The 25,494-nt window shown below is 71.2% G+C and carries 18 protein-coding genes; 13 read left to right on the plus strand and 5 right to left on the minus strand.

Annotation, left to right across the window (positions count from 1 at the left end):
* The first annotated feature begins 157 nt into the window (after window positions 1-157).
* Genes ACFT32_RS06730 through ACFT32_RS06750 form a run of 5 tightly spaced genes read left to right on the plus strand, consistent with a single transcriptional unit; the run spans window position 158 to window position 8,444 of the window.
* The gene (locus ACFT32_RS06730) at window positions 158-1,042 is read left to right on the plus strand and encodes an alkaline phosphatase family protein (RefSeq protein ID WP_382487078.1); all 885 of its coding nucleotides are present in this window, start codon (window positions 158-160) and stop codon (window positions 1,040-1,042) included.
* Window positions 1,039-3,975: a glycoside hydrolase family 2 TIM barrel-domain containing protein gene (locus tag ACFT32_RS06735; protein WP_382486512.1), complete on the plus strand. Its 2,937-nt coding sequence runs from the start codon at window positions 1,039-1,041 to the stop codon at window positions 3,973-3,975. Before ACFT32_RS06730 ends, ACFT32_RS06735 begins: the two co-directional genes overlap by 4 nt.
* Before the next feature lie 60 nt (window positions 3,976-4,035).
* On the plus strand, window positions 4,036-5,862 hold the full coding sequence (locus tag ACFT32_RS06740) for a LamG-like jellyroll fold domain-containing protein (RefSeq protein WP_382486514.1): 1,827 nt from the start codon (window positions 4,036-4,038) through the stop codon (window positions 5,860-5,862).
* Between the two features lie 22 nt (window positions 5,863-5,884).
* The gene (locus ACFT32_RS06745) at window positions 5,885-7,564 is read left to right on the plus strand and encodes a PHP domain-containing protein (protein WP_382486516.1); all 1,680 of its coding nucleotides are present in this window, start codon (window positions 5,885-5,887) and stop codon (window positions 7,562-7,564) included.
* A 52-nt stretch (window positions 7,565-7,616) separates the two neighbouring features.
* The gene (locus ACFT32_RS06750; RefSeq protein ID WP_382486518.1) at window positions 7,617-8,444 is read left to right on the plus strand and encodes a PaaX family transcriptional regulator C-terminal domain-containing protein; all 828 of its coding nucleotides are present in this window, start codon (window positions 7,617-7,619) and stop codon (window positions 8,442-8,444) included.
* Here ACFT32_RS06750 and ACFT32_RS06755 read toward each other — a convergent pair.
* Genes ACFT32_RS06755 through ACFT32_RS06770 form a run of 4 tightly spaced genes read right to left on the minus strand, consistent with a single transcriptional unit; the run spans window position 8,435 to window position 12,226 of the window.
* The gene (locus tag ACFT32_RS06755) at window positions 8,435-8,890 is read right to left on the minus strand and encodes a MaoC family dehydratase (protein ID WP_382486519.1); all 456 of its coding nucleotides are present in this window, start codon (window positions 8,888-8,890) and stop codon (window positions 8,435-8,437) included. The two genes, ACFT32_RS06750 and ACFT32_RS06755, sit on opposite strands and share 10 nt — an antisense overlap.
* 14 nt (window positions 8,891-8,904) lie before the next feature.
* A complete protein-coding gene (locus tag ACFT32_RS06760) occupies window positions 8,905-10,410 on the minus strand; it encodes a long-chain fatty acid--CoA ligase (RefSeq protein ID WP_382486521.1) in 1,506 nt (501 codons plus the stop codon).
* 11 nt (window positions 10,411-10,421) lie between these two features.
* Window positions 10,422-11,297, minus strand: a complete 876-nt coding sequence (locus ACFT32_RS06765; RefSeq protein ID WP_382487080.1) for an amidohydrolase family protein — start codon at window positions 11,295-11,297, stop codon at window positions 10,422-10,424.
* A gap of 11 nt (window positions 11,298-11,308) precedes the next feature.
* Window positions 11,309-12,226, minus strand: coding sequence for an SDR family NAD(P)-dependent oxidoreductase (locus tag ACFT32_RS06770; protein WP_382486523.1), 918 nt, complete (start codon window positions 12,224-12,226; stop codon window positions 11,309-11,311).
* A 196-nt stretch (window positions 12,227-12,422) separates the two neighbouring features.
* Between ACFT32_RS06770 and ACFT32_RS06775 the strand changes: the two genes are divergently transcribed.
* From ACFT32_RS06775 to ACFT32_RS06805, 7 genes are all read left to right on the plus strand, one after another.
* Window positions 12,423-12,848 carry a MarR family winged helix-turn-helix transcriptional regulator gene (locus tag ACFT32_RS06775; protein WP_193477522.1) on the plus strand — a complete coding sequence of 142 codons (426 nt, stop codon included), beginning with the start codon at window positions 12,423-12,425 and terminating at the stop codon, window positions 12,846-12,848.
* Between the two features lie 137 nt (window positions 12,849-12,985).
* Complete coding sequence (locus tag ACFT32_RS06780) at window positions 12,986-14,275, plus strand: MFS transporter (RefSeq protein WP_382486525.1); 1,290 nt, start codon at window positions 12,986-12,988, stop codon at window positions 14,273-14,275.
* Window positions 14,272-15,642 carry an alpha/beta hydrolase family protein gene (locus ACFT32_RS06785; RefSeq protein WP_382486526.1) on the plus strand — a complete coding sequence of 457 codons (1,371 nt, stop codon included), beginning with the start codon at window positions 14,272-14,274 and terminating at the stop codon, window positions 15,640-15,642. Before ACFT32_RS06780 ends, ACFT32_RS06785 begins: the two co-directional genes overlap by 4 nt.
* Window positions 15,639-16,469: an IclR family transcriptional regulator gene (locus ACFT32_RS06790; protein ID WP_382486528.1), complete on the plus strand. Its 831-nt coding sequence runs from the start codon at window positions 15,639-15,641 to the stop codon at window positions 16,467-16,469. The genes ACFT32_RS06785 and ACFT32_RS06790 overlap by 4 nt, the downstream gene beginning before the upstream one ends.
* Before the next feature lie 66 nt (window positions 16,470-16,535).
* Window positions 16,536-19,754, plus strand: coding sequence for a hypothetical protein (locus ACFT32_RS06795; RefSeq protein WP_382486530.1), 3,219 nt, complete (start codon window positions 16,536-16,538; stop codon window positions 19,752-19,754).
* 4 nt (window positions 19,755-19,758) lie between these two features.
* Window positions 19,759-20,745 carry a hypothetical protein gene (locus ACFT32_RS06800; RefSeq protein ID WP_382486532.1) on the plus strand — a complete coding sequence of 329 codons (987 nt, stop codon included), beginning with the start codon at window positions 19,759-19,761 and terminating at the stop codon, window positions 20,743-20,745.
* A 137-nt stretch (window positions 20,746-20,882) separates the two neighbouring features.
* Window positions 20,883-22,277 (plus strand): glycoside hydrolase family 16 protein, encoded by a 1,395-nt coding sequence (locus ACFT32_RS06805; protein ID WP_382486534.1) that lies wholly within the window; start codon window positions 20,883-20,885, stop codon window positions 22,275-22,277.
* A 51-nt stretch (window positions 22,278-22,328) separates the two neighbouring features.
* Here ACFT32_RS06805 and ACFT32_RS06810 read toward each other — a convergent pair whose 3' ends face one another.
* On the minus strand, window positions 22,329-23,216 hold the full coding sequence (locus ACFT32_RS06810; protein WP_382486536.1) for a helix-turn-helix domain-containing protein: 888 nt from the start codon (window positions 23,214-23,216) through the stop codon (window positions 22,329-22,331).
* Window positions 23,217-23,391: 175 nt separating this feature from the next.
* Between ACFT32_RS06810 and tkt the strand changes: the two genes are divergently transcribed.
* On the plus strand, window positions 23,392-25,476 hold the full coding sequence (gene tkt, locus ACFT32_RS06815; protein ID WP_382486538.1) for a transketolase: 2,085 nt from the start codon (window positions 23,392-23,394) through the stop codon (window positions 25,474-25,476).
* Window positions 25,477-25,494 lie beyond the last annotated feature (18 nt).

Genomic DNA, 25,494 nt, shown 5'->3' on the forward strand with positions numbered 1-25,494 from the left:
GCCTCGCCCCGACAGGGGCGCGGGGACTGCGCGACCAGCCACAGGGGACGCGCAGCCGAGAACCGGCAGCCGGTCCCGAGCTCTCAGGACACCAGAGAGGCACCCAGTGACGGACGTCAACTCCGAGGCCCCACGCGCCAAGGTCCTAGTCGTCGGCATGGACGGACTGCGCTACGACCGGCTGGCACTCTCCCCGTCCGCGGCACCCGTGCTGCACGCCCTGATGGCCGCAGGCGCCCACGGCACCAGCCTGCTGCCCTACGGCGAGGCCGACGGCCAGGCCGAGGACGGACCGTCGACCAGCATGGCCTTCACCGACTCCGGGCCGGGCTGGTCGAGCGTGCTGACCGGGGTGTGGCCCGACCGCCACGGGGTGACCGGCAACGACTTCGCCGGCGCCGACTACACCCGCCACCCCGACTTCCTGAGCCGAGCCGTGGCCGCCCGGCCCGCTCTGCGCACCGCGGCCGCGGTGTCCTGGCCGGAGCTGGTCCGCCGCGGTGTCCTCGGCCCCGCGATCGGCGCCCGGGTGTCCTACGACGGCGAATCCGACGGCTACGCGAGCGCGGACCGCCGAGTCGCCGACACCGCGGCACGCTGGCTCACCGAGGACGACCCGGACGTGCTGTTCGTCTACTTCGGCGCCACCGACGAGGCGGGCCACGCCACGGGCCCCCTCTCCCCCGCCTACGATCACGCCCTCCTCGCCCAGGACGCGCACCTGGGACGGCTGCTGGAGGCGATCGACGCCCGGCGCTCGGACCCGGCACGCGCCGAGGAGCGCTGGACCGTGCTGGTGACCACGGACCACGGTCACCTCGACACCGGCGGCCACGGCGGCGACACGCGTGCCGAGCGGGAAGTCTTCGTCGTCCTCGCCGAGCCCGGCGGGCCGCCCGCGGGCACCCGGCTCGACTCGCCCCGACTCATCGACATCGCCCCCACGGTCCTGGACCGCCTCGGCATCCCCGCCGGCCCCGACCGGGGTCTGCGGGGCCGCGCCCTGCCCCGCCCCACCGCACCGACTTCGGAATGGTCATGACCGACGCATCTCTCGATCCCCTGCTCGCCCTGCGCCCCTGGGAGGCACCCGAGGTCACCTCCTGGGGACGTCTGCCGATGAACGCCGTCGACCGGCGGGCCGGGGCCGTCTCCCTGGACGGCGACTGGCGCTTCCAGCTGCTGCCCGCGCCGGACGCCCCGCTCGGGGAGGTCTGGTCGTCGTCGTACGTACCCGGCGTGTGGACCATGCAGGGCACCGACGACCTTCCCCGGTACCTGAACATCCGCATGCCGTTCGCCGAGTTCCCGCCCGAGGTGCCCGCGGCCGACCCGACCGGCGTGTACGAGCGGACGGTGGACGTGCCGGCCGAGTGGACCGGGCGGCGGATCGTGCTCCAGGTGGGGGCCGCCGAGAGCGTGCTGCTGGTGCATGTGGACGGGCGGCCCGTCGGGATCTCCAAGGACTCCCATCTGGCCGCCGAGTTCGATCTGACGCCGGTGCTGCGCCCCGGGCAGCGGGCGACCCTGCGCCTGACCGTCGTGAAGTGGTCGGACGCCTCGCACATCGAGGACCAGGACCACTGGTGGCACGGCGGGATCACCCGCTCGGTGCTGCTGTACGCCAGGGACCCGCTGCATCTCGCGGACGTGGCCGTGCGGGCCCGGCGGGACGGCGACCTGCGGGTGGACTGCCGGGTGCGGGACACCGGCGGGGCGCTGCCCGAGGGCTGGTACGTCAGCGGGGAGCTGGACGGGCACCTGCTCACACAGGACGCGGAATTCGACCGCGCCAACGCCGAGGACGAGCGCGTCTCCGACTTCCTCGGCGAGGCCCGGCTGCGCGCCGCCGTACCGGACGTGCGCACCTGGAACGCCGAGACGCCCGAACTGTACGGCCTGACCGTACGGCTGCACCGCGCCGACGGCACGGTCGCCGACACCTCGCACCACCGGATCGGCTTCCGCGACGTCGAGATCACCGGCCGGGACCTGCTGGTCAACGGCGAGCGCGTGTTCATCCGGGGCGTCAACCGGCACGACTTCCATCCGCTGACCGGCCGGACGGTGTCGTACGACGACATGCGCGCCGACCTCGTCCTGCTGAAGCGGTTCGGCTTCAACGCGATCCGCACCGCGCACTACCCGAACGACCCGTCCCTGTACGACCTGGCCGACGAACTCGGTTTCTACGTCGTCGACGAGGCCGACATCGAGTCCCACGACCACGCGCACGAGATCGCCGACGACCCGCGCTATCTGGGCGCCTTCGTCGACCGGGTCGCGCGGATGGTGCTGCGGGACAAGAACCACCCGTCGGTCATCATCTGGTCGCTGGGCAACGAGTCCGACTACGGCGCCAACCACGACGCGGCGGCGGGCTGGATACGCCGGCACGACCCGGCCCGGCGGCCGGTGCAGTACGAGGGCGCCGCCAAGCTCGGCTGGGCCGATCCGGACCTGGCCTCCGACATCGCCTGCCCGATGTACGCGCCGCTCCAGGAGTGCCTGGCGCACGCCATGTCCGGGACCCAGACCAAGCCGCTCATCCAGTGCGAGTACTCGCACGCCATGGGCAACAGCAACGGCACGCTGGCCGACCATTGGGAGGCCATCGAGGCCACCCCGGGTCTTCAGGGCGGGTTCATCTGGGAGTTCTGGGACCACGGCATCCTCCAGCGTGTGAACGACGGCAGACCGGCCGGGCGTGGGGGCGCCGGGCTCTATGACAACGGTGTCGCCGCGCCCGGGCATCGCTGGGCGTACGGCGGCGACTTCGGGGAGAGCGACCACGACGGCGCCTTCATCGCCGACGGGGTGGTCTTCCCCGACCGCACCCCCAAGCCCGTGATGTTCGAGCACCGGGAGATCGCCGCGCCGGTGCGGATCGAGTGCTTCCGGCACGAGGGCATCGTCCTCGGCAACCACCAGCACTTCCGCGGCCTGGACTGGCTGTCCGGCGAGTGGGAGCTGTCCCTCGCCGACGGCGGCACCCTCACCGCTCCCGCCGAACTGCCCGATCTGCGGCCGGGCGAGACGGCCGCCGTGCCGCTGCCGTTCGAGCTGCCGGAGGACGGCGGCGAGGCATGGCTGACCCTGCGCGTCACGACGGCCCGGGACGAGGCCTGGGCGCAGCGCGGCACGGTGGTGTGCCTGCCGCAGGTGCGGCTGCGGGCGGCGGAACCGATGCGGCACACCCCGGTCTCGGACCGACCGGTCGAGGTCGACGAGGACGGGCTGCTGGTCCATCCGCTGCTGGCGGCCGCGCCCACCCTGTCCCTGTGGCGGGCGCCCACCGACAACGACGAACTGGGCGGAATGGCGGGCCGCTGGCGGGACTGGGGGCTGGACGCGCCCACCCGGAAGGTCGTCGCCGTACGGCGTGACCCGGGGCGGGTCGCCGTCGTCGCCGACCATCTCTGCCCGGGCGGGACCGTCCGGCACGAGCAGGTGTTCACGGCCGTCGAGGGCGGACTCCTGGTGGAGGAGAGCGCCGAGCTGCCCGAGGCGCTGGACGATGTGGCCCGGGTCGGGTCGGTCTTCGAGACGGTCGCCGGGCTGAACCTGCTGGAGTGGTTCGGGCAGGGCCCGTGGGAGTCGTATCCGGACCGGGGCGCGGGCGCGCCCGTGGGCCACCACGGTCTGCCGGTGGACGAGCTGTTCACGCCCTATCTGCGACCGCAGGAGAGCGGCGGGCGGCACGGCGTACGGCGGTTCACGCTGTCCGCGCCGGACGCCACCGGGCTGGCGGTACGGCTGGACCAGCCCTGCCAGGTGTCCGTGACCCGCCATCGCGCGGCCGACCTCGCCTCGGCCGCGCATCACGACGAACTGGTGCCGCGTGCCGGGTGCGTGGTGCACATCGACGCGGCGCACCGCGGGCTGGGCACGGCGTCGTGCGGGCCCGACACCTTCGCTTCCTATCTCGTCGCGGCAGGCGTCCATCGCTGGAGCTGGACGCTTCGCGTTCTCTGAGTTCTTCGAGTTCTTCCCGCTCTTCCCTTTCCCTGTTCTCTGTCACCTCATGGAGCACCCGTGTGCACTTCGCATGACCACGGCCTGGGCGAGGCGCCCCAGGCCGGTGCCGGAAGACGCAGTTTCCTTCGTGCCACCGCGCTGCTCGGCGCGACCGCCACGGCGGCGGCCGCGCTGCCGGCCGTCACCGCGGCGGCGGCGCCGTCGAGTTGGCGTCCCGATCCGCACAGCCGCCGCTTCACGCTCGCCGTGATGCCGGACACCCAGTACCTCTTCGACGGGCCGAGCATCGACAAGGCGCCGGTCGAGGCGTCGCTGCGCTATCTGCTGGAGCACGGCAAGGAGGAGAACCTCGTCTTCCTGTCGCATCTCGGGGACCTCACACAGAACGGCGCGAAGGAGGAGTTCGCGGCGATCGGCGAGGCGTTCCGGCTGCTGGACCGGCGGGGCGTCGGCTACAGCGTCCTGGCCGGCAACCACGACGTGAAGTCGTCGACGACCGACCAGCGGGGTGCGACGCCGTACCTGGACGCCTTCGGTCCGCGGCGGTTCAAGGGGAAGCCGATGTTCGGCGGCGCCTCCCCCGACGGCTACAACACCTTCCATCTGTTCACGGCGGGCGGCCGGGAGTGGCTGGTGCTGGCGCTGGACTGGCGGCTGTCGCCGCAGGGCTACGCGTGGGCCAAGCAGGTCATGGCACAGCACCCGAAGACGGCGGTGATCCTCACGACGCACGAACTGGTCGTCGAGGACGACTCCCTGTCGGAGTACGGGCAGCAGCTGTGGGACCAGCTGGTCGAGGAGCACGACCAGATCTTCCTCACCCTCAACGGGCACTACTGGCCGGCCGCCCGCGCGACGCGGAAGAACGCGGCCGGGCACGACGTCCATCTGCATCTGACGAACTACCAGAACCGCTACTTCGGCGGCGCGGCGATGATCCGCCTCTACCGCTTCGACCTGGACCGGAACGTCATCGACGTGGAGACGGTCTCCCCGTGGATCCTGGGCCGGGCCAAGAAGGGGCTCAACGAGCTGGAGCGGCAGGAGATGGAGCTGAGCGGCGACGCCGACCGGTTCTCCGTCGAGATCGACTTCCAGAAACGATTCTCCGGTTTCGCGCCCGTGCCCGCCCGGCCGGCCCGGCCCGTCTCGAAGCTGCTGCTGCCGGGCACGGTGGCGTACTGGCGCTTCGACAAGCCGTTGGACGGAACCGTCCGCGACCAGTCCGGGCGCGGTAACGACCTCTCCCTGGTCACGGTGGGCGGCGGCGCGCTGGGCTGGTCGGCGGACCACCATCCCGACCAGCCGGGCCACGGCAGCCTGGAGTTCCAGGGCTTCAAGTCACCGCTCAAGGGCGCCTATCTGCGCACGGTCGACGGCGCCCCGCTCAACGCCGCCACCTTCAAGGACGGTTACACCATCGAGGCGTTCTACCGCCTCCCCGCCGACTGGGACCCGGACCACAACGCCTGGTCGGGCCTGGTCTCGCGCACGGGCACGGGCGGCGCCGCCGGCAAGACCGCCGACGACCCGGACGAGCCGCTGGCCACGCTGTCCCTGTCCAACGACCGTGAGCCGCAGTGGGCGATGCGCCCGCTCAACCAGCAGGGCATCGCCACCAACTGGGGGCAGGAGACGCCGCTGGAGACCTGGTGGCACCTCGCGGTCGTCAACGACGGCAAGCACAGCACGCTGTACGTCGAGGGCTGCCCGGTGCTGCGCAATCCCAAGGCGGCCTCCGTCGGCATCACCTCCGTGGGACTGCCGTGGCTGCTGGGCGGCTACGAGTACGGCGGCAAGATCGACCAGATCTTCCACGGCCGGCTCGGCGACGTCCGGATCGTCGCCCGGGCGCTGCCCGTCACCTCCTTCATGAACCACTGAGATCCCGAAGGGCTTGTCGATCATGACCGAGCAGCAGCTGCCCGCCTGGGCCGATCCGTCCGTCTCCCCCGTCGCCCTCGATCCGCAGGGCGTCTCCCGCCGCGGGCTCCTGCGCCGCGCCGGCCTCTTCGGCGCCGCGTTCGCCCTGGGCTCGGCGGCGACCGCCCGGACCCCCGCCCTGGCCGCCGGTGACCGACGGCTGGGCGGCGAGGACCCCCGCCTCGCCTACCTCGTCGGCGACCACCACATCCACACCGTCTACAGCCACGACGCCAAGTACACGTTCTCCCAGCTGGCCACGGCGGGCGCGAAGTACGGCCTGGACTGGATGGTGTTCACCGAGCACTCCAACTTCGGGCACGCCGACCACGGAGCCGCGCTGGAGCACAAAGAGATCCTGAAGGCCCGTGCCGAGAACCCGCGTCAGCTGATCTTCCAGGGCCTGGAGTGGTACATCCCGGCCGCCGAGCACTGCACGGTGTTCACCACGCCCGGACGCCACGAGGTCGACCTGCTCACCCGCTTCGAGCGCGCCTACGACGGCAAGCTGCTCGGCTACGACAAGGGCGGCCCCGCCGACGCGGACACCGCCCGCAACGAGGCCCACGCCGTCAAGGCGCTCGAGTGGCTGTCCCAGCAGCGTCGTTCGGGCTACGTCGACGACGTGCTGGTCCTCGCCAACCACCCCCTGCGCCTGGGCATCGACTCCCCGCACGAGATGCGCGCCTGGCGGGACGCGGCCCCCGAGATCATGATCGGCATGGAGGGCGCGCCCGGCGCCCAGGGCGCCGCCATCCCCGGCTGGCGGGGTGCCACCTCGATGCGCGGCGAGTACGAGAACAAGCCGTCCGCGCAGTCCTGGCCCGGCTACCCGGCGGACGCCTATCTGACGTACGGCGGCTTCGACTGGGCGACGGCGACCGTCGGCGGCCTGTGGGACTCGATGCTCGCCGAGGGGCGGCTGTTCTCGATCACCACCAACTCCGACGCCCACCGGATCGTCTTCGACACCTGGAAGAACGGCGACTGGCCGGCCGGTCAGAACTTCGACAGCACCGGCAAGCTGCCCGACCCGGTGAACACCGACACCCCGCAGCCGGGCAGCGACTTCTGGCCCGGCCAGTTCAGCCGCACCCATGTGGGTGTGACGCGCTACGGCTACCGCGCGGTCATGGCGGGCCTGCGCGCGGGCCGGGTCTGGCTGGACCACGGGCATCTGCTCGACGGGCTCGACGTCCGGGTCAAGCGGGACCGCGACGCCGGACGCGGCGTCACCCTGGGCGGCCGCCTGCGCGTCCGCAAGGGCGAGAGGCTCACGCTGCACATCACCGTGACGACCGCCTCACGGCCCAACGCGCAGGGCATCCTGCCCGAGCTCCAGCACGTCGACGTGATCCGGGGCGCGGTGCGGGGCCCCGTCACCGACCGGGACACCTGGAAGGCGCCGGACACCAAGGTCGTACACACCAAGGACGTCAGCGGCCGCAAGGGGACGTACACCCTGCGCATCCCCCTCACCGCCGGGGACGAGTCCTTCTACGTCCGGCTGCGCGGCAGCGACGGCAACCGCCATGGTGCGGGGTACCTCGGTGCCTCCGTCGACCCGAACGGGCCGATCCCGCACGAGCCCGGGAACGGTGACCCGTGGGCGGACACGTGGTTCTATTCCAACCCCGTGTTCGTCGATGTCGAGGGTTCCTGACTCCGGGTACCAGCAGGTCACGGAGTGATCCGGCGGAGGTACGGTGGGCCGCGTGACCGGTGAAGAGTCGCTGCGGCCCCAGTCCCTCATGCTGACGTTCCTGGGCGACCAGGTGCTCGGGCGTGATGTGTGCGTGTACTCGGGCAGCGTCATCGACGTGTTCGCCCGCGCCGGCATCGGCGAGCAGGCGACCCGCTCGACGCTGACCCGCATGGTGGGCCGTGACCTGCTGCGCCGCCAGCGTGAGGGCCGCCGGATGTATTTCGGGCTGACCGAGCGCTCGGAGGCCGTGCTGCGCGACGGCGAGCGGCGCATCTGGCAGACCGGCGCCGTCAACCGGCACTGGGACGGCACCTGGACCCTGCTCGGCTTCTCCCTGCCCGAGTCCTGGCAGCGCCAGCGCCACGACCTGCGCTCCCAGCTGACCTGGAGCGGCTTCGGACCGCTGTTCAACGGCCTGTGGATCGCCCCGGGCGAGGTCGACGTGTCGGCACTGGTCGCCGAGCTCGGCCTGTCCGCCCATGTGAAGGTCTTCCGGGCCCACGCGGACACCGGCATGGACATCGGCCAGATGATCGAGGAGACCTGGGAGCTGTCCGACCTGGCCGGGCACTACGAGACGTTCGTACGGCGCTGGCAGCCCTGGGAGGACGACCTCCCCGACGCCGACGACGCCCTCGTGCTGCGCCTGCGCCTGCAGACCGAGTGGCTGCGCATCGTCCGGCGCGACCCGCGCCTGCCCGTCAAGCACCTCCCGGACGACTGGCCGGCGGACCAGGCCGAGAAGACGTTCCGGGCCGTGCACGACCGGCTCTCACCGCTCGCCCGTGACGCCTCGGAACGCCTGCTCGACCTGGTGCCGGCACGGCCTCAGGCGTAGAACCGCGACAAGCTCTGCAGCACCGCCGCCGGCTTGCTGCCGCCCTCGATCTCGATGGCTCCCTCGACGGTGATCTGCGCGCCGCCCGGCACGTCCTCGACCTCGGCGAGCTTGGCCGTCAGGCGGATGCGGGAGCCCACCTTCACGGGGGAGGGGAAACGCACCTTGTTGAGGCCGTAGTTGACCTTCGTCGTCACTCCCTGGACGTCCAGCAGTTCGGTGAACAGGGGGATGAAGAGGGAGAGCGTGAGGTAGCCGTGGGCGATGGGGGCGCCGAAGGGGCCCTCCTTGGCCTTCTCGGGGTCCACGTGGATCCACTGGTGGTCCCCGGTCGCGTCGGCGAAGGTGTCGATCCGCTCCTGTGTGACCTCGATCCACTCGCTGGTGCCGAGGTCGCTGCCCGCGAGCTTCTTCAGTTCGACGAGACCGTTGACGGTGATGCTCATACAGCTGTCCTTCGCTAGGAGTCGGTGCCGTAGCGCTTGCGCACACGGGACTTGAGGAGCTTTCCGGAGGCGGTGCGCGGCAGTTCGTCCGCGACCACGACCGACTTCGGGATCTTGTACTTGGCGAGGCGTCCCGCGAGCGACGCGAGCACCTCGTCGAGGTCGAGCGCGGTGCCCGCGCGGGGGACGACGACCGCGCGCGGCACCTCGCCCCATTTGTCGTCCGCCACACCGATGACCGCGCACTCGACGATGTCCGGGTGGGCGAGGAGCTGGTCCTCGATCTCGGCGGGGTAGATGTTCTCCCCGCCGGAGATGATCATGTCCTTGATGCGGTCGACGATGTGGACGTAGCCGTCCTCGTCGACCTGGGCCGCGTCGCCGCTGCGGAACCAGCCGTCCACGAAGGACGCGGCCGTCTCCTCGGGCAGCCCCCAGTAGCCGGGCATGACGTGCGGTCCGCGCACCACGACCTCCCCGACCTCGCCGACGTCGACCGGCGCGAGGTCCGGCCGTACGACCCGTACGTCGCTGAAGAAGTGCGGTACGCCCGCCGAACCGGCCTTGGTGACCGCGTGTTCGGCGTCCAGGAACAGGGTTCCGGGCGCGGCCTCGGTCATGCCGTAGCCCTGGAGGAAGGTGAGGCCGCGCTCCTGGTAGGCGGCGATCAGCGGGGTGGGGACCGGGGAGCCGCCGCAGGTCAGGATGCGCAGCGAGGAGAGGTCCGCCCCCGGCCAGCGCGGGTGCCTGGCCACCTGGTCGAACATCGTCGGCACGCCGAACATGAAGGTGATCCCGTGCCGCTCGATCAGATCGAAGGTGGCGTTCGGGTCGAAGGCCTCGACCAGGACGCAGGCGCCGCCCTTCAGCAGGACCGGGAGCGTCAGCATGTTCAGGCCGGCCGTGTGGAACAACGGGGCGGAGACGAGGGCGCGTTCGTCGGTGATCAGGTCGGTGTCGACGAGGACGTTGACCGCGTTCCAGGTGAGATTGCCATGGGTGAGCATGGCGCCCTTGGGGCGGCCGGTCGTGCCCGAGGTGTACATGATGATGCAGGTGTCCTCGGCCCCGACCGGTTCGTCGACCGGGTCCCCGGGCGCCTCGGCGACGGCCCTCTCGTACTCCTCGCCGACCTCCAGATAGACGCGTACGTCCGTGCTGCCGGGCAGTCCCGCGACCAGACCGGCGTGCGAGGGGCCGTAGACGAGGGCCTTGGCGCCGGAGTCGGCGAGCTGGTAGGCGATCTCGGGGCCGGCCAGGCGGGTGTTGAGGGGGACGAAGACCGCGCCGAGCGTGCCGGCGGCGAACAGGGTCTCCAGATAGGAGGGGTGGTTCGGGCCGAGGTAGGCGATGCGGTCGCCGCGCCGGATGCCCCTCTCGCGCAGGGCGTGGGCAAGGCGGGTGGTGCGCTCGTACAGGTCCGCGTAGGTACGGGTGGTGTCGCCGTGGATCAGGGCGGTGCGGTGCGGGGTCTTGCGGGCCCGGCGTGCGGGCCATGACCCCAGTCCCTCGTTGCGCATGTCACGGCCCCTTACGGTTTCGTCAGCCCGAGCAGGCGGGCGGCGTTCTCCTTGAGGATCTTCGGCCGGACCTCTTCCTTGATCGTCAGCTTGCCGAAGTCGGCGAGCCAGCGGTCCGGGGTGAGGACGGGGAAGTCGGAGCCGAAGAGGACCTTGTCCTTCAGCAGGGTGTTCGCGTACTGCACGAGCTGCGGCGGGAAGTACTTCGGCGACCAGCCGGACAGGTCGATGTGCACACCCGGCTTGTGCGTGGCGACGGCCAGGGCCTCGTCCTGCCAGGGGAACGAGGGGTGCGCCAGGATGATCTTCAGATGCGGGAAGTCGGCGGCCACGTCGTCCACGTGGAGGGGGTTGGAGTACTTGAGGCGGATGCCGCCTCCGCCGGGCACTCCGGCGCCGATGCCCGTCTGGCCGGTGTGGAAGAGGGCGATGGTGCCCGTCTCCTCGATCACCTCGTACAGGTCGTACGCCACCGACCGGTCGTTGGGGAAGAAGCCCTGGATGCTGGGGTGGAACTTGAAGCCCTTCACCCCGTACTCCTCGACCAGGCGGCGGGCCTGCTTGACGCCCGCCTTCCCCCGGAAGGGGTCGATGGAGGCGAAGGGGATGAGGACGTCGGCGTTGGCGGCGGCCGCCTCGGCGACCTCCTCGTTGGGGACGGGCGGGGTGCCGGTGGCGGACTCGGCGTCGACCGTGAAGATCACGGCGGCCATCTTCCGCTCGCGGTAGTACGCGGCGGTCTCCTCCAGGGTCGGCTTCCGCTTGCCCTCGACCTTGAAGTAGGCGGAGGAGGCGTCGTGCAGATCGTCGTCCAGGGAGGAGTGGCCCTTGGAGGACACCTCGGCGTGGGTGTGGACGTCGATCGCGACGAGGTCGTCCGGGTTCATGGAGCGGTCCATCACGCCTCCGGGAACTTCGGCGCCGGGATGCCGACCGACTGGAGTTCGGCACCGACCGAGGTGGGCCAGGCGTCGGCCAGGGCGCCGGGGGTCCAGCCGCCGTCGGCGTACGCCGCCCTGATCTCCTGCGGATGCGACCAGAGTGCCACCTTGTCGCCGCCGATGCCGACGCACTGGCCGGTCACGCCGCGCGCCGCCTCGGAGGCGAGGAACGGGACGAGGGCCGCGCAGTCCTCCGGGGTGCCGAAGCCCTCGCCCTTGCGCAGGAAGTCCGGCAGCGGCTCGCCGTCGCGCATGGCCTCGATGTACGGGGCGAAGGCGGGGATCGTCTCGGTCATCGCGGTCGCGGCGACCGGCACGATCGCGTTGACGGTGATGTTGGCGCGGCCCAGCTCCATGGACCAGGTGCGGGTCATCGCCGCGATGCCGGCCTTGGCGGCGGCGTAGTTCGTCTGGCCGAAGTTGCCGCGCTGCCCGGCCGGGGAGCCGACCAGGATGAGCGAGCCGCCCTCGCCCTGCTCGCGCATCCTGACGGCGGCGGCGCGGGCGCAGGTGAAGGTGCCCTTGAGGTGGGTGGTGATCACCGCGTCGAAGTCCTCGTCGGTCATCTTCCACAGCACCTTGTCGCGCAGGATGCCCGCGTTGGTGACGAGGACGTCCAGCCGGCCGAACTCCTCGACCGCGCGGTTCACCAGCCGCTCCGCGGCCTCGGAGGTGCCGACCGGGACGACCTCGGCGACGGCCCTGCCGCCCGCTTCCGCGATGGACTTCACGGCCGCCTCGGCCACGGCCTCGTCCACGTCGTTGATCACCACGGACGCGCCATGGGCGGCCAGGGCATGGGCGTAGGCGAGGCCGAGGCCCCGGCCGCTTCCGGTGACGACGGCGACCTTGCCGGAGAGATCGATGCTGGGCACGGGTGGGTCCCTTCACGAGCTGATGCGGGTGGTGCGGCTTCGAGATCGAAGCTAAGAGCAATAATTGTTGACGTCAATAGTTGTTGAAGACCCACGGGTGCGAGATGCTGGAATCCCAGGAAGCACCGAGCACAGGGAGCCCGTCATCGCACGCCAGAACGTCACCCCGAAGCCCATCGACGCGCACGAGCCGTGGATGCGCGGGCTGCACGCCGACACGGGCTACCTGCTGTACCGCCTGGGCCTGCGCTCGGGGCAGCTCTTCAACGCCTGCCTCCAGGAGTCGGGGCTGCGCCTGCGCCACTACGCGGTGCTGCGCTTCCTCGCCACCACCGAGGGCACCCTCCAGCGCGAGCTGAGCACCCGGCTCGGCTACGACCCGAGCGCGATCGTCGGCCTGGTCGACGACCTGGAGAAGCAGGGCTTCGCCGAGCGCCGCCCCTCCCCCGACGACCGCCGCAGCCGGATCGTCGTGCTGACCGAGAGCGGCCGCGCGTTCCTGCGCGACACCGACGAGGCCGGACTGAGAGTGACCAACGAACTGCTCGGCCCGCTGGAGGAGGCCGAGCGGGAGACGCTGCACGCGCTGCTGCTGCGGATCGCGGAGGACGGCCTGAACTGATGTTGTGCAAATGATTGACTGCTGCACGATGGATGCATAACTTCACGGGCTATCCGAGACCCGTCCCCAGGGAGCTCCCCGTGCAGCCATCCCCCTCAGCCGCCCAACCCACCCCGGATTCACGTCAGTTGCGCCGCGTGGCCATCTCCGGCCTGCTCGGCACGACCGTCGAGTTCTACGACTTCCTCGTCTACGGCACCGTCGCCGCGCTGGTCTTCGGCGACCTGTTCTTCCCCCAGGCAGACCCGGCCGTCGGCACCATCGCGGCGTTCGGGACCTTCGCCGCGGGCTATCTCGCCCGCCCGCTCGGCGGCATCGTCTTCGGCCACTTCGGCGACCGGATCGGGCGCAAGTCGATGATGCTGCTGACCATGGTCCTGATGGGCCTGGGCAGCTTCCTCATCGGCCTGCTGCCCACCTACGACGCGATCGGCGTCTGGGCCCCGATCCTGCTCGTCGCGCTGCGCGTCGTGCAGGGCATCGCGATCGGCGGCGAGTGGGGCGGCGCGATGCTGATGGTCGTCGAGCACGCCGAGAAGACGCAGGGCTCCCGGCGCGGCCTGTGGTCCAGCTTCACCCAGCTCGGCGCCCCGCTCGGTTCCGTGCTGTCGGCCGGTGTGGTCACCCTCGTCGCCGGGCTGCCCGACGACGACTTCCGCTCCTGGGGCTGGCGGGTGCCGTTCCTGCTGAGCATCGTGCTGCTCGCCGTCGGGCTCTTCGTGCGCCTCAAGGTCGCCGAGAGCCCGCTGTTCGCGCAGGCCAAGCGGGAGCCGGTGGACAAGCCGCCGATCGTGGAGCTGCTGCGCCGCCCGAAGCCCGTGCTGCTCGCCGCCTGCGTCGGCATCGGCGCGTTCACCACCCAGTCGCTGCTGACGAGCTTCATGATCTCCTACGCCGTCGACGAGGGGTACACCCGGCCACAGGTGCTGACCGCGGTGACCGTCGCCTCCTGTGTGGCCCTCGCCGTCCTGCCCGCCGCGTCCGCGCTGTCGGACCGGGTCGGCCGCCGGCCCGTCGTGCTCGCCGGCGCCATCGCCTCGGCCGCGCTCGCCTTCCCCGTGCTGGCCCTGGTCGACTCGGGCTCCCCCGGCCTGCTCATTCTCGCGCTCGCGCTCGGTCACGGTGTCGCCCAGTCCACGATGTACGGGCCGCTCGGCGCGCTGCTCACCGAGATGTTCGGCACCCGCGTCCGCTACACCGGCGCCTCCCTCGGCTACCAGGCGGCCACCCTGGTCGGCGCCGGTTTCTCCCCGCTGATCGCCGGCAGCCTCCTCGCCACCTACGGGGGCGGGAGCACGCCTGTCTCCCTGCTGCTGTGCGTCGGCGCCGCGATCACCGCCGTCACCGTGTGGCGGCTGCGCGAGACACACACGGACGCCCTGGACTCCCCCGCCGCCACCCCCACTCTGGAAGGAACCCCGCGTTGAGGATCCGCCTCGCCCTGCTGACCACCTGCCTGTCCCTGGCGACTGCCCTGCCCGCGCAGGCCGCCGACGCCACCGACAGCCATCTGGAGGGCAAGCTCCCCTCCGGCGCCGCGTATGTGATGGACGTACCCGCGTCCTGGAACGGCACGGTGCTGCTGTACAGCCACGGCTACAGCCCGGCCGGGGCCCCCAACCCGGCGCAGAACACACCGGGTTCGGCCGCCCGGGAGAAGCTGCTGGCCGAGGGCTACGCCCTGATCGGCTCCTCGTACGCGACGAACGGCTGGGCCGTCACCGAGGCGGTGCCCGACCAGCTCGCCACGCTGGACCTGTTCACCGAGAGGTTCGGGGCGGCCCGGCGGACGCTGGCCTGGGGCACCTCGTACGGCGGCTTCGTCACCACCATGCTCGCCGAGCGGCACGCCGACCGCTTCGACGGTTCGCTGTCGATGTGCGGGCTGGTGCAGGGCGGCGTCGCCAACTGGAACAGCACCCTGGACCCGGTGTTCGCGCTGCGCACGCTGCTCGCCCCGGACTCCGGTATCCGGCTGGCGGGGTTCGCCGACCAGCCGGAGGCGGTCGCCGCCGCCAAGTCGCTGACCACGAAGGTCGACGCCGCCCAGCAGACCCCGGAGGGCCGGGCCCGGATCGCACTCGCAGCGGCTCTGCACAACATCCCCGGCTACAACGACGCCTCGCAGCAGAAGCCGGGCCCCACCGACTGGGGCACCCAGCAGTCCAACCAGTTCACCGCCGTCCGGGGGCTCGTCCAGATGCCCGCCTTCAGCTGGCGGCAGGAGGCCGAGAGCCGGGCAGGCGGCAACCCGTCCTGGAACACCGGTGTCGACTACACCGCCATGCTCGCCCGGTCCCCGCTGTACAAAGAGGTGACGGAGCTCTACAAGGAGGCGGGACTGTCCTTGCGCACCGACCTCTCGGCCCTCGGCCGGGCGCCCCGGATCTCCGCCGACCCCTCGGCCGTGGGGTGGATGCGGAACACCAGCGTGCTCTCCGGCCGGCTCACCGACCCCCAGCTCAACATCCACACGACGGGTGACGCGCTGATCCCGGTGCAGGCCGAGAGCGCCTATCGGCGCGCGGCCACGGCCGGCGGCTCCGCGGGGCTGCTGCGCCAGGCGTACGTCGACGGCCCCGGCCACTGCACCTTCACCCCCGGCGAGACACTGGCCGCCCTGGACACCCTGGAGGACCGCCTGGACACGGGCCGCTGGGACGTGTCGCCCGGCGCGCTCAACTCCCGTGCGGGGCAGGAGGACCCGACGACCGCGGCCCGCTACGTTCCCTACCGCCCGACCGCCTACCCCCGCCCCCACGACCTCGCCCACCCGGGAGACATCCGGCCATGACCGGCCCCACCGCGCCCGACCGGCTGCTGTCCGTGCTCGCGGCCTTCGACCACGAGCACCCGGCGCTGTCCCTGACGGACATCAGCCGGCGGGCCGGGCTGACCCTGACCACCACCCACCGGCTGGTGGGCGCGCTCACCGAGTGGGGCGCTCTGGAGCGGGACGAGTCCGGCGTCTACCACGTCGGGCTCCGGCTGTGGGAGCTCGCCGCGCTGGCGCCGCGCGGCCTCGCCCTGCGGCAGATCGCGCTGCCGTACCTGGAGGACCTGTACGAGGCCACGCACGAGAACGTGCAACTGGCCGTGCGGGACGGGTCCGACGTCGTCTACATCGAGTGGCTCTCGGGCCGCTCGGCGGTCGGCGTGCACATACGCGTCGGCGCCCGCTGGCCGCTGCACGCCACCGGCGTCGGGCTGGCCCTGCTGGCCCACGGCGCCCCGGAGCTCCAGAAGGAGTACTGCGGGGGCGAACTCGCGGCCTTCACGCCGTACACGATCACCGAACCGGCGCGGCTGCGGCGGGAACTGGCCGAAGTGCGCCGCACCGGCGTCGCGGTGAGCGACCGTCAGGTCACGGAGGACGCCCTGTCGGTGGCGGCGCCGATCCGGGCGGCGGACGGCACGGTGACCGCCGCCGTGTCCATCGTGGTGCCCCATGCCGACGCCCAGGTGCCCGTGCTGGCCCCCGCGGTGCGGGTGGCGGCGCGGGGGATCTCACGGGCCCTGGGGTGGCAGCCGGAGCGAGCCCGGGGCGGCGGGCGCCGCGATGACGAAGAAGGCACTCGTGCGGGTGAATTTCCGTCCGGTCACCGGCGAACGACCGCATAGTGAGGTGACCGGGAGGGGCGGAAGGGGGACCCGACCAGTGCCCCGCCCTCCCGTCGGGGGGTCACCATGGAGCCGCTCTTCCGCCTTGCCCTGCTGCGACCCGCGATCGCGCAGGATCCCGACAACCCAGGCATCGAACTGGCCCAGCAGACGGACTTCCAGCGGGCGCTGGCCGCAGCGGCTGGCGCGGCGGACCCGCGGACCGAACTGCGGCGGGTGGTGGGCGAGTACGTCGCCGGACCGCTGTTCATCTCAAAGCCCGAGCAGGCTCCGCTGGCCAAGGAGACTGCCAGGTTCGTGGCCGCGCTGGACCGGCTGCCCGCTCCGGCGAGGGCCGCGGCAGAGGCCCGTCCGGGATCCGCCGCGCATCCGCCGCCGTCGCTGCGGGACACGGTGATCGCGGCCGTCCGGGACGCGTTCGGCGCGGCCCCGGCCGATGTCGTGCAGGGCGCGCCGTACAAGGACGCGGTGGCCCGGCTCCGGGACAGCGTGCTGGCCGTCAAGTACCTGCCCGCCGAGCACACCAGGCCCCTGGAGGAACTGGTCCGTCAGTTGCGGCACCTGGAGATCGTCGCCCGCCTCGTGACGCACACCGCCTTCCCCGCCACCCCGCGGGAACTGCGGCGGGCCCGCAGGCGCCCCCTGCGGCTGCCGGGGGCCACGGGTCTCGAACCCGTGCTGTCCACCGTCGAGGCAGAGCGCCGGCAGCGGGAGAAGGAGGCCGAGGCGGCCGGGGAGCGCCGGCAGCGCGCCGAGCGACTGCTCACCGTCTTCCGGCAGTTGCGCACCGCCATCGGTGAACTCACGGGTCTGGGCGGCGAGCACTTCAGCATCTCCCCGCAGAACCGGTCGGCGCAGGTGCTGCCGCCGGCCGAGTACACCCCGCCGGCCGAACTGGCCCGCCAGATCACCTTCCACAAGCTCCTCTCGGAGGCCAACCTGCGGGCCCTGGCCCCAGGCGCCGGCACGGGCGGAGGCACCGGCGGAGGCACCGGCGGTGGCACCGGCGGTGGCGGCGCTCCGGAAGCGGCGGCCGAGGAACCCGGTCCGAACCCTCCGGAGCCCACCGCCGTGGCCGGAGCCGCCCAGCTCGCCGGGCAGGTCTTCGGCGCCAGGCCCGACCTCCTCGCCGGCACCCCCGGTTTCGTCCCGGCCCTGCTGAAGGACCTCGGTTTCCGGCTCGAACCGCCGGCGGTCCAGCAGTTGTCGGAGGCCACCCGGGCCCTGCTGACGGCACGCGGCATCGATGTCACGGCCCTGCCGCTGGACCGCGTCGTCGCCCTCCTCCAGAGCGAGGCCGACCGGACGGCGGCAGAGCTGGAGAAACTGTTCGGCAAGCCGGTCAAGCGCAGCGTGCGGCGACTCGGGGACACGCTGGTCATGACCTCCACGCCGGTGCCGTCCGTCTGGAACGCGATCAGCATCGGGGACCTGGACCCGATCGAGCAGATCCCCCTGGAGGCCGAACCCATCCCGGCCACGCGGGGCAGCGTGAAGCCGTCCGGCGTCGCCGACCTGATCGTGGTCCGCCAGCAGCTGATCGGCTACGAGGGCGCCGACGTCGCCCACATCGAGAACGTCCTCAAGGGCGAGACCAAACTGCGCGAGCACACCCGGCGTGAGGAGACCGAGCAGACCACCGTGACCGAGACGGAGACGATCACCTCCGAGGAGCGTGAGCTGGAGTCGACGGACCGGTTCGAGATGACCAGGGAGGCCAGTGCCGTCATCAAGGAGGACGCGGCGCTGAAGGCAGGCCTGACCGTCACCGGCAAGTACGGCCCCACGGTGGAGTTCTCGGCCTCCGCCGAGGGCTCCGTCTCCCGTTCGAAGGAGGAGGCGACCAAGTCGGCGTCCACCTTCTCGCAGGACGTCACCCAGCGCAGCGCCTCCAAGATCTCCGAGCGGGTGCTCCAGCGCACCACCCTCCGGATCACCACCGAAGTCACCGAGAAGAACACCCACACGCTCGACAACAGCCCCGGCATCGACCACATCTCCGGGGTCTACCAGTGGGTCAACAAGGTCTACCGGGCGCAGATGTACAACTACGGGCTGCGCACCATGTTCGACTTCATGATCCCGGAGCCCGCCGCGTTCCTCATCCACACCCTGCAGTCGGCCCACGCCGGAGCCGTCCAGGTGGACAAGCCGCCGGCGTTCACGCTCGAGGCCAACAAGATCGACGAGACCAATTACCACTACTGGGTGCAGGTGTACCAGGCCACGGATGTCACGCCGCCGCCCGAGATGTACCTGACCAAGTCCTTCGACTTCAAGGCGGGCGGCGGGGACAGCAAGACCAACTACAACCACTCCGGCCAGGTCACCCTCGACGAGGGCTACCAGGCGTTCCAGGCGTCCGTGGCCCGCCTCTGCAACATCTGGGAGGGCGACCACTCCCTGGACGTCGCCGTGGGCCGCCGGACCCATCGGTTCGACCCGGACGGCAACTGGGTGTGGATCACCATGCTGGACGAGGAGCAGAGTTCGATCCCGGTGGCCGTCGACAGCTTCCGCCTCTCCCAGGTGGCCGTCGCGATCGAGATCAAGTGCCGGCGCACCGAGCGCGCGATGGAGAAGTGGCGGGCGGAGACCCACGCCAAGCTGACCACCGCCTACCGGGCCCGGCTCGCGGAGTACGAGGAGAAGGTCGCCGCTCTGGCCTTTTCGGCGGGCGTCGCCATCGAGGGCCGCAACCCGCTGGCCAACCAGGAGCTGATCGCCCACGAGCTGCGCAAGAGCTGCGTCAGCATCCTGACCAAACAGCACTTCGATCTCTTCGACGCGATGAAGGGTGAGCCCGGCAAGGTCCCGCAGTTCGACATCGACGAGGCCGCGGCCGAAGGCGCCTACGTCCGCTTCTTCGAGCAGGCCTTCGAGTGGGAGCACCTGACGTGGGTCGCGTACCCGTACTTCTGGGGCCGCAAGAGCGAATGGGACGAGCGCCTCGCCTACGACGACCCCGACCCGTTGTTCAACCAGTTCCTCAAGGCCGGCTACTGCCGGGTCACCGTACCCGCCCGCCTCGGCTTCGAAGGCGCCATCGACCACTTCATGCAGTTCGGCGAACTGTGGGACGGCGGTCCTCTCCCCACCGTCTCCAGCCCCCTCTACCTGCCGATCGCCGACGAGATCGCCGAGCGTCTCGACCGGCCCGGCGACGAGATCCCCCAGGGCGACCCCTGGACGGTGCGCATCCCCACCAACCTGGTGCGGCTGCGCGCGGACGACCAGTTGCCCCGCTGGGTGCAGAACTCCGAGGGCGAATGGGTCGAGGACTGAGCCGATGAAGCACTTCGTCCTGGTGGCGGGCTACGGGAAGCCGCCCCATCAACTGCCGTTCCGGGCCTACTGCGAGAACCGGGTCCGACAGCATGTGGCGGCCAACAAGGCCATGGAGGACCTCGTCTTCCAGATCCTCGACGTGGGAGCCGGGGAGATCGTCGTCCGGACGTTCGCCTATCCGGCGGGCCGACGGACCGAGTCGGTCGCCGCGGTCCGCTCCTTCGACCGCGTCACCCCCGCCCACTACGACGGAAACGCATTCAAGCACGGGGTACGCGGCGTGATGTCGGTCCTGGACGTCTACGCGGCGGTGCGGACCATCGGTGTGACCGCGCCCGGCACCCTTATGGAGCTCAGCTTCTTCTCCCACGGCTACAACCGGCCGGTCCTGGTCGACAGCTTCGACTACCAGCAGCCCACCGAGATGCTCCGTGATCCCAGCGACATGGATCCGCGCCCGAAGGACTTCCACAGCGCGAACATGCCGGCCGCGGAGCTGTCCGCCTTCCAGGCCGCCTACCACCCCGACGGCGTCAACTGGAGCTGGGGATGCCACTTCCAGGAGTCCTACCACCGCATCCTGACCAAGCTGGAGTTCCACCCCGACTACCGCTCGTCGGGCCTTCCCGACAGCAAGGTCCTGGTTTTCCGGAACCTCGACTCCGACCAGGCTCTGCTGCTCGGGGATCACCTGGGCAGGACCTTCCAGGACCACCGGAAGGTGGAGGTGACCTTCGGCGAGATGAAGTGGTTCTTCCGCAGACACATCCTGGCCGGGTACTGCCACGCCCTCGCGGTCCACTCCGGGCGGAAGACCTACGGCGGACTCCTCGGCACCTACGCCGAACGCGACACCACCGGCCCTCGCCCGCTCATGCACGTCAACCGGGGCTTCGGCAGGCATCTGGCCTTCTACCGGAACTACTTCGGCTTCGCCCTCGACCCCGAGCGCCGGTGGTACGGCCGCTACGATCCGGCCTTCACCTGACGCCCCCGTTCAAGCTGTGCACTCATCGGCCGGCCCGTACTTTTCCCGGCTTTACCTCTTGACGACCCGGGGGACGTGGAGCACATTGGCGGCACTTTGAGAGCGCTCTCACCCCTCCACTCGAGAGGCATCCCCCCATGAGCGATACCTCCCGCACCTCGCACAGACGCCGCCCGCTGCGGCGGGCGTTCGTCGCCGTCGTCAGCACACTCGGTCTGGCGGCAGCCGCCACCACGGCCGCCACCCCCGCCGCGAACGCCTCCGCTCCGCCGCCCCCGTCGGGCTGGACGCAACTGTTCGTGGACGACTTCAACGGGGCCGCGGGCAGCGGCGTCAACACGTCCGACTGGCAGTACGCCACCGGCAAGGGCTACCCGGGCGGCCCCGCCAACTGGGGCACGGGCGAGATCGAGACGATGACGAGCAGCGCGGACAACGTCTCGCTCGACGGCAGCGGCAACCTCCGCATCACCCCCCGTCGGGACGCCGCGGGGAACTGGACCTCCGGCCGCGTCGAGACCAACCGCACCGACTTCCAGCCCCCGGCCGGCGGCACACTCCGCGTCGAGTCACGCATCCAGGTGCCGAACGTCACCGGGGCCGCGGCGAAGGGCTACTGGCCCGCCTTCTGGATGCTGGGCGCCCCCTACCGCGGCGACTACTGGAACTGGCCGGCCGTCGGCGAGCTGGACATCATGGAGAACACCCAGGGCATGAACACGGTGTTCGCGACCATGCACTGCGGCACCTCGCCGGGCGGCCCCTGCAACGAGACCAGCGGTATCGGCAGTTCGACCACCTGCCAGGGCACCAGCTGTCAGGCCGGCTTCCACACCTACCGGATGGAGTGGGACCGCTCGACCAGCGTCGAGGAGATCCGCTTCTATCTCGACGGCACCAACTTCCACACGGTGCGCGCCAACCAGGTCGACGCGACGACCTGGCGGAACGCCACCGATCACGGCTTCTTCGTCATCCTGAACGTCGCGATGGGCGGCGGCTTCCCGGACGCGTTCGGCGGCGGCCCGGACGCCGGGACGCAGCCGGGCCACGCCATGGTCGTCGACTACGTCCAGGTGCTCTCGTCCGGCGGCGGCACCACACCCCCGCCGACCGGCAACCGCGACGCCTACGCCGCCATCCAGGCCGAGTCCTACGACGGCCAGTCCGGGGTGAGCACCGAGACGACGACCGACTCCGGCGGCGGCCAGAACGTGGGCTCGCTGGCCAACGGCGACTGGCTGCACTTCAAGGGCGTGAACTTCGGCTCCTCGGCGGCCCGTCAGTTCAGCGCCCGGGTGGCGAGCGGTGCGGCGGGCGGCGTCAGCGGACTGGTCGAGGTGCGACTGGACAGCCGTGGCAACGCGCCCGTCGGGAGTTTCTCGGTGGGCGGCACCGGAGGCTGGCAGTCCTGGCGGACGATCCCGGCGAACATCAGCTCCGTGACGGGCACGCACGACGTGTATCTGACCTTCACCAGCGGTCAGCCGCAGGACTTCGTGAACGTCAACTGGTTCACCTTCGGGCGCTGACGATTCTCGGCAGGGGGCTCCACGCGCGCGTGGGGCCCCTTTTCGCTGCCCTCAGCGCAGGTCCGCCCGGAACGCGGCGGGGGTCTGTTCCGTGTGCTGGTGGAAGAACTTGGAGAAGTTCGCGGCGTCGGGGAAGCCGACCGCCGCGCCGACCCGGCCGATCGGCAGTTCGGTATGGGCGAGGAGCCGTTTGGCCTCGAGGACCACGCGCTTGTCGATGAAGGCCTTGGGGGTGTCGCCGGTGGCGGCGCGGACCGCGCGGACCAGGGTGCGGCGGGAGTAGCCGAGGGCGTCGGCGTAGGCGCTGACACTGTGGTTGGTGGCGAAGTCCCGCTCCACGGCGTCCCGGAAGAGGGTGAAGGTGGAGTCCGACTGCCGGCGTACCGACTCCGCCGAACTCGCCGCGAGATGGGCGAGCCGCAGCAGAAACGCCGTCAGCGAGTGGCGCAGGACGGCGGTGTGCAGGCTGAGCGGCAGCGTGGCCGTGTCCTCGTACTCGCGCCGCAGGTGTTCGAGCGCGGCGCGCAGACCGGCGAGCTCGGCCGGGTCGGGACGCAGCAGCGGCGGCAGGTCGTAGCGGTACAGGCCGGTGGCCTCCACGGTCGCGCGGGGCAGGAAGCCGGGCTGCATGGTCAGCACCGTTCCGCGGTACTCGCTCGTCCGCGAGAAGCGGTGGACCTGCCCCGGGCGGATCCACAGCAGGTCCCCGGCCCCGGCCTCGTGCTCGGTGAAGTCGACCATGTGCCGGACCGGGCCCTCGGCGAACAGCATCACGACATGGAAGTCGATGCGGTGCACGCGCTCCAGCGGCGCGTCGGCGTGCCAGGTGCGGCCGGTGCCCATCGGGCCGACCTGCATGCCGACACCGCCGACGCTCAGCTCGACCGGAAAGGGGAACGTTCTGATCCCGTCGCCGCCTCGGATGGTGCCATCCGCCATGTCTGCCATATCCGCCATGTCCGCCTCATGCCGACCCGTTCGCGCCCCGCGCCGCTTCCGGGTGTCCCACTTTCACCACACCCTGGCACACGGCGACCTTCCGTCGAAAAAGTCAGACTTTTAATTTTGAACACGTCAGACCAGCCACTTCGCTCCTATCGAGGACTTCTTGAAGATGAGCACGCAGACAGCGGACAGCGCGGACAGCTTCGAATGGACCGAACTCGACCGGCGTGCCGTCGACACCGCCCGGCTTCTGGCGGCGGACGCCGTCCAGCGGGTCGGCAACGGCCATCCCGGCACCGCGATGAGCCTGGCACCGGCCGCCTACACGCTCTTTCAGAAGGTGATGCGGCACGACCCCGCCGACCCCGAGTGGGCCGGCCGTGACCGCTTCGTCCTGTCCCCCGGCCACACCTCGCTGACCCTGTACACGCAGCTGTACCTCGCGGGCTACGAGCTGGACCTGGACGACCTGAAGGCCTTCCGCACGCACGGCTCGAAGACGCCCGGCCACCCCGAGTACGGGCACACCGCGGGCGTGGAGACCACCACGGGCCCGCTCGGCCAGGGCGTCGCGAACGCCGTCGGCATGGCGATGGCCGCCCGTTACGAGCGCGGACTGTTCGACCCCGAGGCCCCCGAGGGCACCTCCCCCTTCGACCACACCGTCTGGGCCATCGTGTCCGACGGCGACCTCCAGGAGGGCGTCTCCGCCGAAGCCTCTTCGCTGGCCGGGCATCAGAAGCTCGGCAACCTGGTCTTCCTCTACGACGACAACCACATCTCCATCGAGGGCGACACCGCGACCGCCTTCTCGGAGGACGTGCTCAAGCGGTACGAGGCCTACGGCTGGGATGTGCGGCGGATCGAGCCTCAGGAGGACGGCGACGTCGACGTACAGGCGCTGTACGCGGCCCTGAGGGCGGCTCAGGCCGAGACCGGGCGCCCCTCGATCATCGCGATGCGCACGATCATCGCCTGGCCCGCCCCGAACGCCCGGAACACCGAGGCCTCGCACGGCTCGGCGCTCGGCGAGGACGAGGTCGCCGCCACCAAGCGCCTCATCGGCTTCGACCCGGAGCAGACCTTCGAGGTCACCGACGAGGTGCTGGCCCACACCCGCGGGGCCCTGGACCGGGGCGCCGAGGCGCGCACCGCCTGGGACAAGCGGATCGCCGCCTGGCGCGGTGACAACCCGGAGCGCGCCGTCACCTTCGACCGTGTCAGCAAGGGCGAGCTGCCCGAGGGCTGGGAGGACGCCCTGCCGGTGTTCGAGCCGGGCAAGGCGGTCGCCACCCGGGCCGCGTCCGGCAAGGTCCTCCAGGCGCTCGGCGCGGTCGTCCCGGAGCTGTGGGGCGGCTCGGCCGACCTGGCCGGTTCGAACAACACCACGATCGACAAGACCTCGTCCTTCCTGCCCGGGGGCAACCCGCTGCCGGAGGCCGACCCGTACGGCCGGACGATCCACTTCGGCATCCGTGAGTTCTCCATGGCCGCGGAGATGAACGGCATCGCCCTGCACGGCAACACCCGGATCTACGGCGGCACGTTCCTGGTCTTCTCCGACTACATGCGCAACGCCGTCCGGATGTCGGCCCTGATGCAGCTGCCGGTGACGTACGTGTGGACGCACGACTCGGTCGGCCTGGGCGAGGACGGCCCGACCCACCAGCCGGTCGAGCACCTGGCCGCGCTGCGGGCCATCCCGGGCCTGAACGTCGTACGCCCGGCCGACGCCAACGAGACGGCCACCGTCTGGGCCGAGATCCTCAGGCGGCACACCACCGACCCGGCCCCGCACGGCCTGGCGCTCACCCGCCAGGGTGTGCCGACGTACGAGCCGAACCCGGAAGCGGCGCGCGGCGGCTACGTCCTGAAGGACTCCTCGACCGAGGTGCCGGACGCGGTGATCATCGCCACGGGCTCCGAGGTGCAGCTCGCCGTGGCCGCCCGCGAGGCCCTGGAGGCCGAGGGGGTCGGCACCCGGGTGGTGTCGATGCCGTCCGTGGAGTGGTTCGAGGAGCAGCCGCGCGAGTACCGCGAGCGGGTGCTGCCGCCGTCCGTGAAGGCCCGGGTCGCGGTCGAGGCCGGTATCGGCCTGACGTGGCACCGGTTCGTGGGGGACGCGGGACGCATCGTCTCCCTGGAGCACTTCGGCGCCTCCGCCGACGCCAAGACCCTGTTCGCCGAGTTCGGCTTCACCCCCGAGAACGTCGTCGCCGCCGCTCGTGAGTCCCTCACCGCGGCCCGTGGCTGATCCGACCGCCCGAAAGAA

It is taken from the genome of Streptomyces sp. NPDC057002 (assembly GCF_042673825.1).
In the GTDB taxonomy this organism is placed as follows: Bacteria; Actinomycetota; Actinomycetes; order Streptomycetales; family Streptomycetaceae; genus Streptomyces.

Coding starts and splice junctions, on each gene's coding strand:
- ACFT32_RS06730 (WP_382487078.1), top strand. CDS start 158: ATGGACGGACTGCGCTACGACCGGCTGGCACTCTCCCCGTCCGCGGCA.
- ACFT32_RS06735 (WP_382486512.1), top strand. CDS start 1,039: ATGACCGACGCATCTCTCGATCCCCTGCTCGCCCTGCGCCCCTGGGAG.
- ACFT32_RS06745 (WP_382486516.1), top strand. CDS start 5,885: ATGACCGAGCAGCAGCTGCCCGCCTGGGCCGATCCGTCCGTCTCCCCC.
- ACFT32_RS06755 (WP_382486519.1), bottom strand. CDS start 8,890: ATGAGCATCACCGTCAACGGTCTCGTCGAACTGAAGAAGCTCGCGGGC.
- ACFT32_RS06760 (WP_382486521.1), bottom strand. CDS start 10,410: ATGCGCAACGAGGGACTGGGGTCATGGCCCGCACGCCGGGCCCGCAAG.
- ACFT32_RS06765 (WP_382487080.1), bottom strand. CDS start 11,297: ATGAACCCGGACGACCTCGTCGCGATCGACGTCCACACCCACGCCGAG.
- ACFT32_RS06775 (WP_193477522.1), top strand. CDS start 12,423: ATGCGCGGGCTGCACGCCGACACGGGCTACCTGCTGTACCGCCTGGGC.
- ACFT32_RS06790 (WP_382486528.1), top strand. CDS start 15,639: ATGACCGGCCCCACCGCGCCCGACCGGCTGCTGTCCGTGCTCGCGGCC.
- ACFT32_RS06795 (WP_382486530.1), top strand. CDS start 16,536: ATGGAGCCGCTCTTCCGCCTTGCCCTGCTGCGACCCGCGATCGCGCAG.
- ACFT32_RS06800 (WP_382486532.1), top strand. CDS start 19,759: ATGAAGCACTTCGTCCTGGTGGCGGGCTACGGGAAGCCGCCCCATCAA.
- ACFT32_RS06805 (WP_382486534.1), top strand. CDS start 20,883: ATGAGCGATACCTCCCGCACCTCGCACAGACGCCGCCCGCTGCGGCGG.
- ACFT32_RS06810 (WP_382486536.1), bottom strand. CDS start 23,216: ATGGCGGATGGCACCATCCGAGGCGGCGACGGGATCAGAACGTTCCCC.
- tkt (WP_382486538.1), top strand. CDS start 23,392: ATGAGCACGCAGACAGCGGACAGCGCGGACAGCTTCGAATGGACCGAA.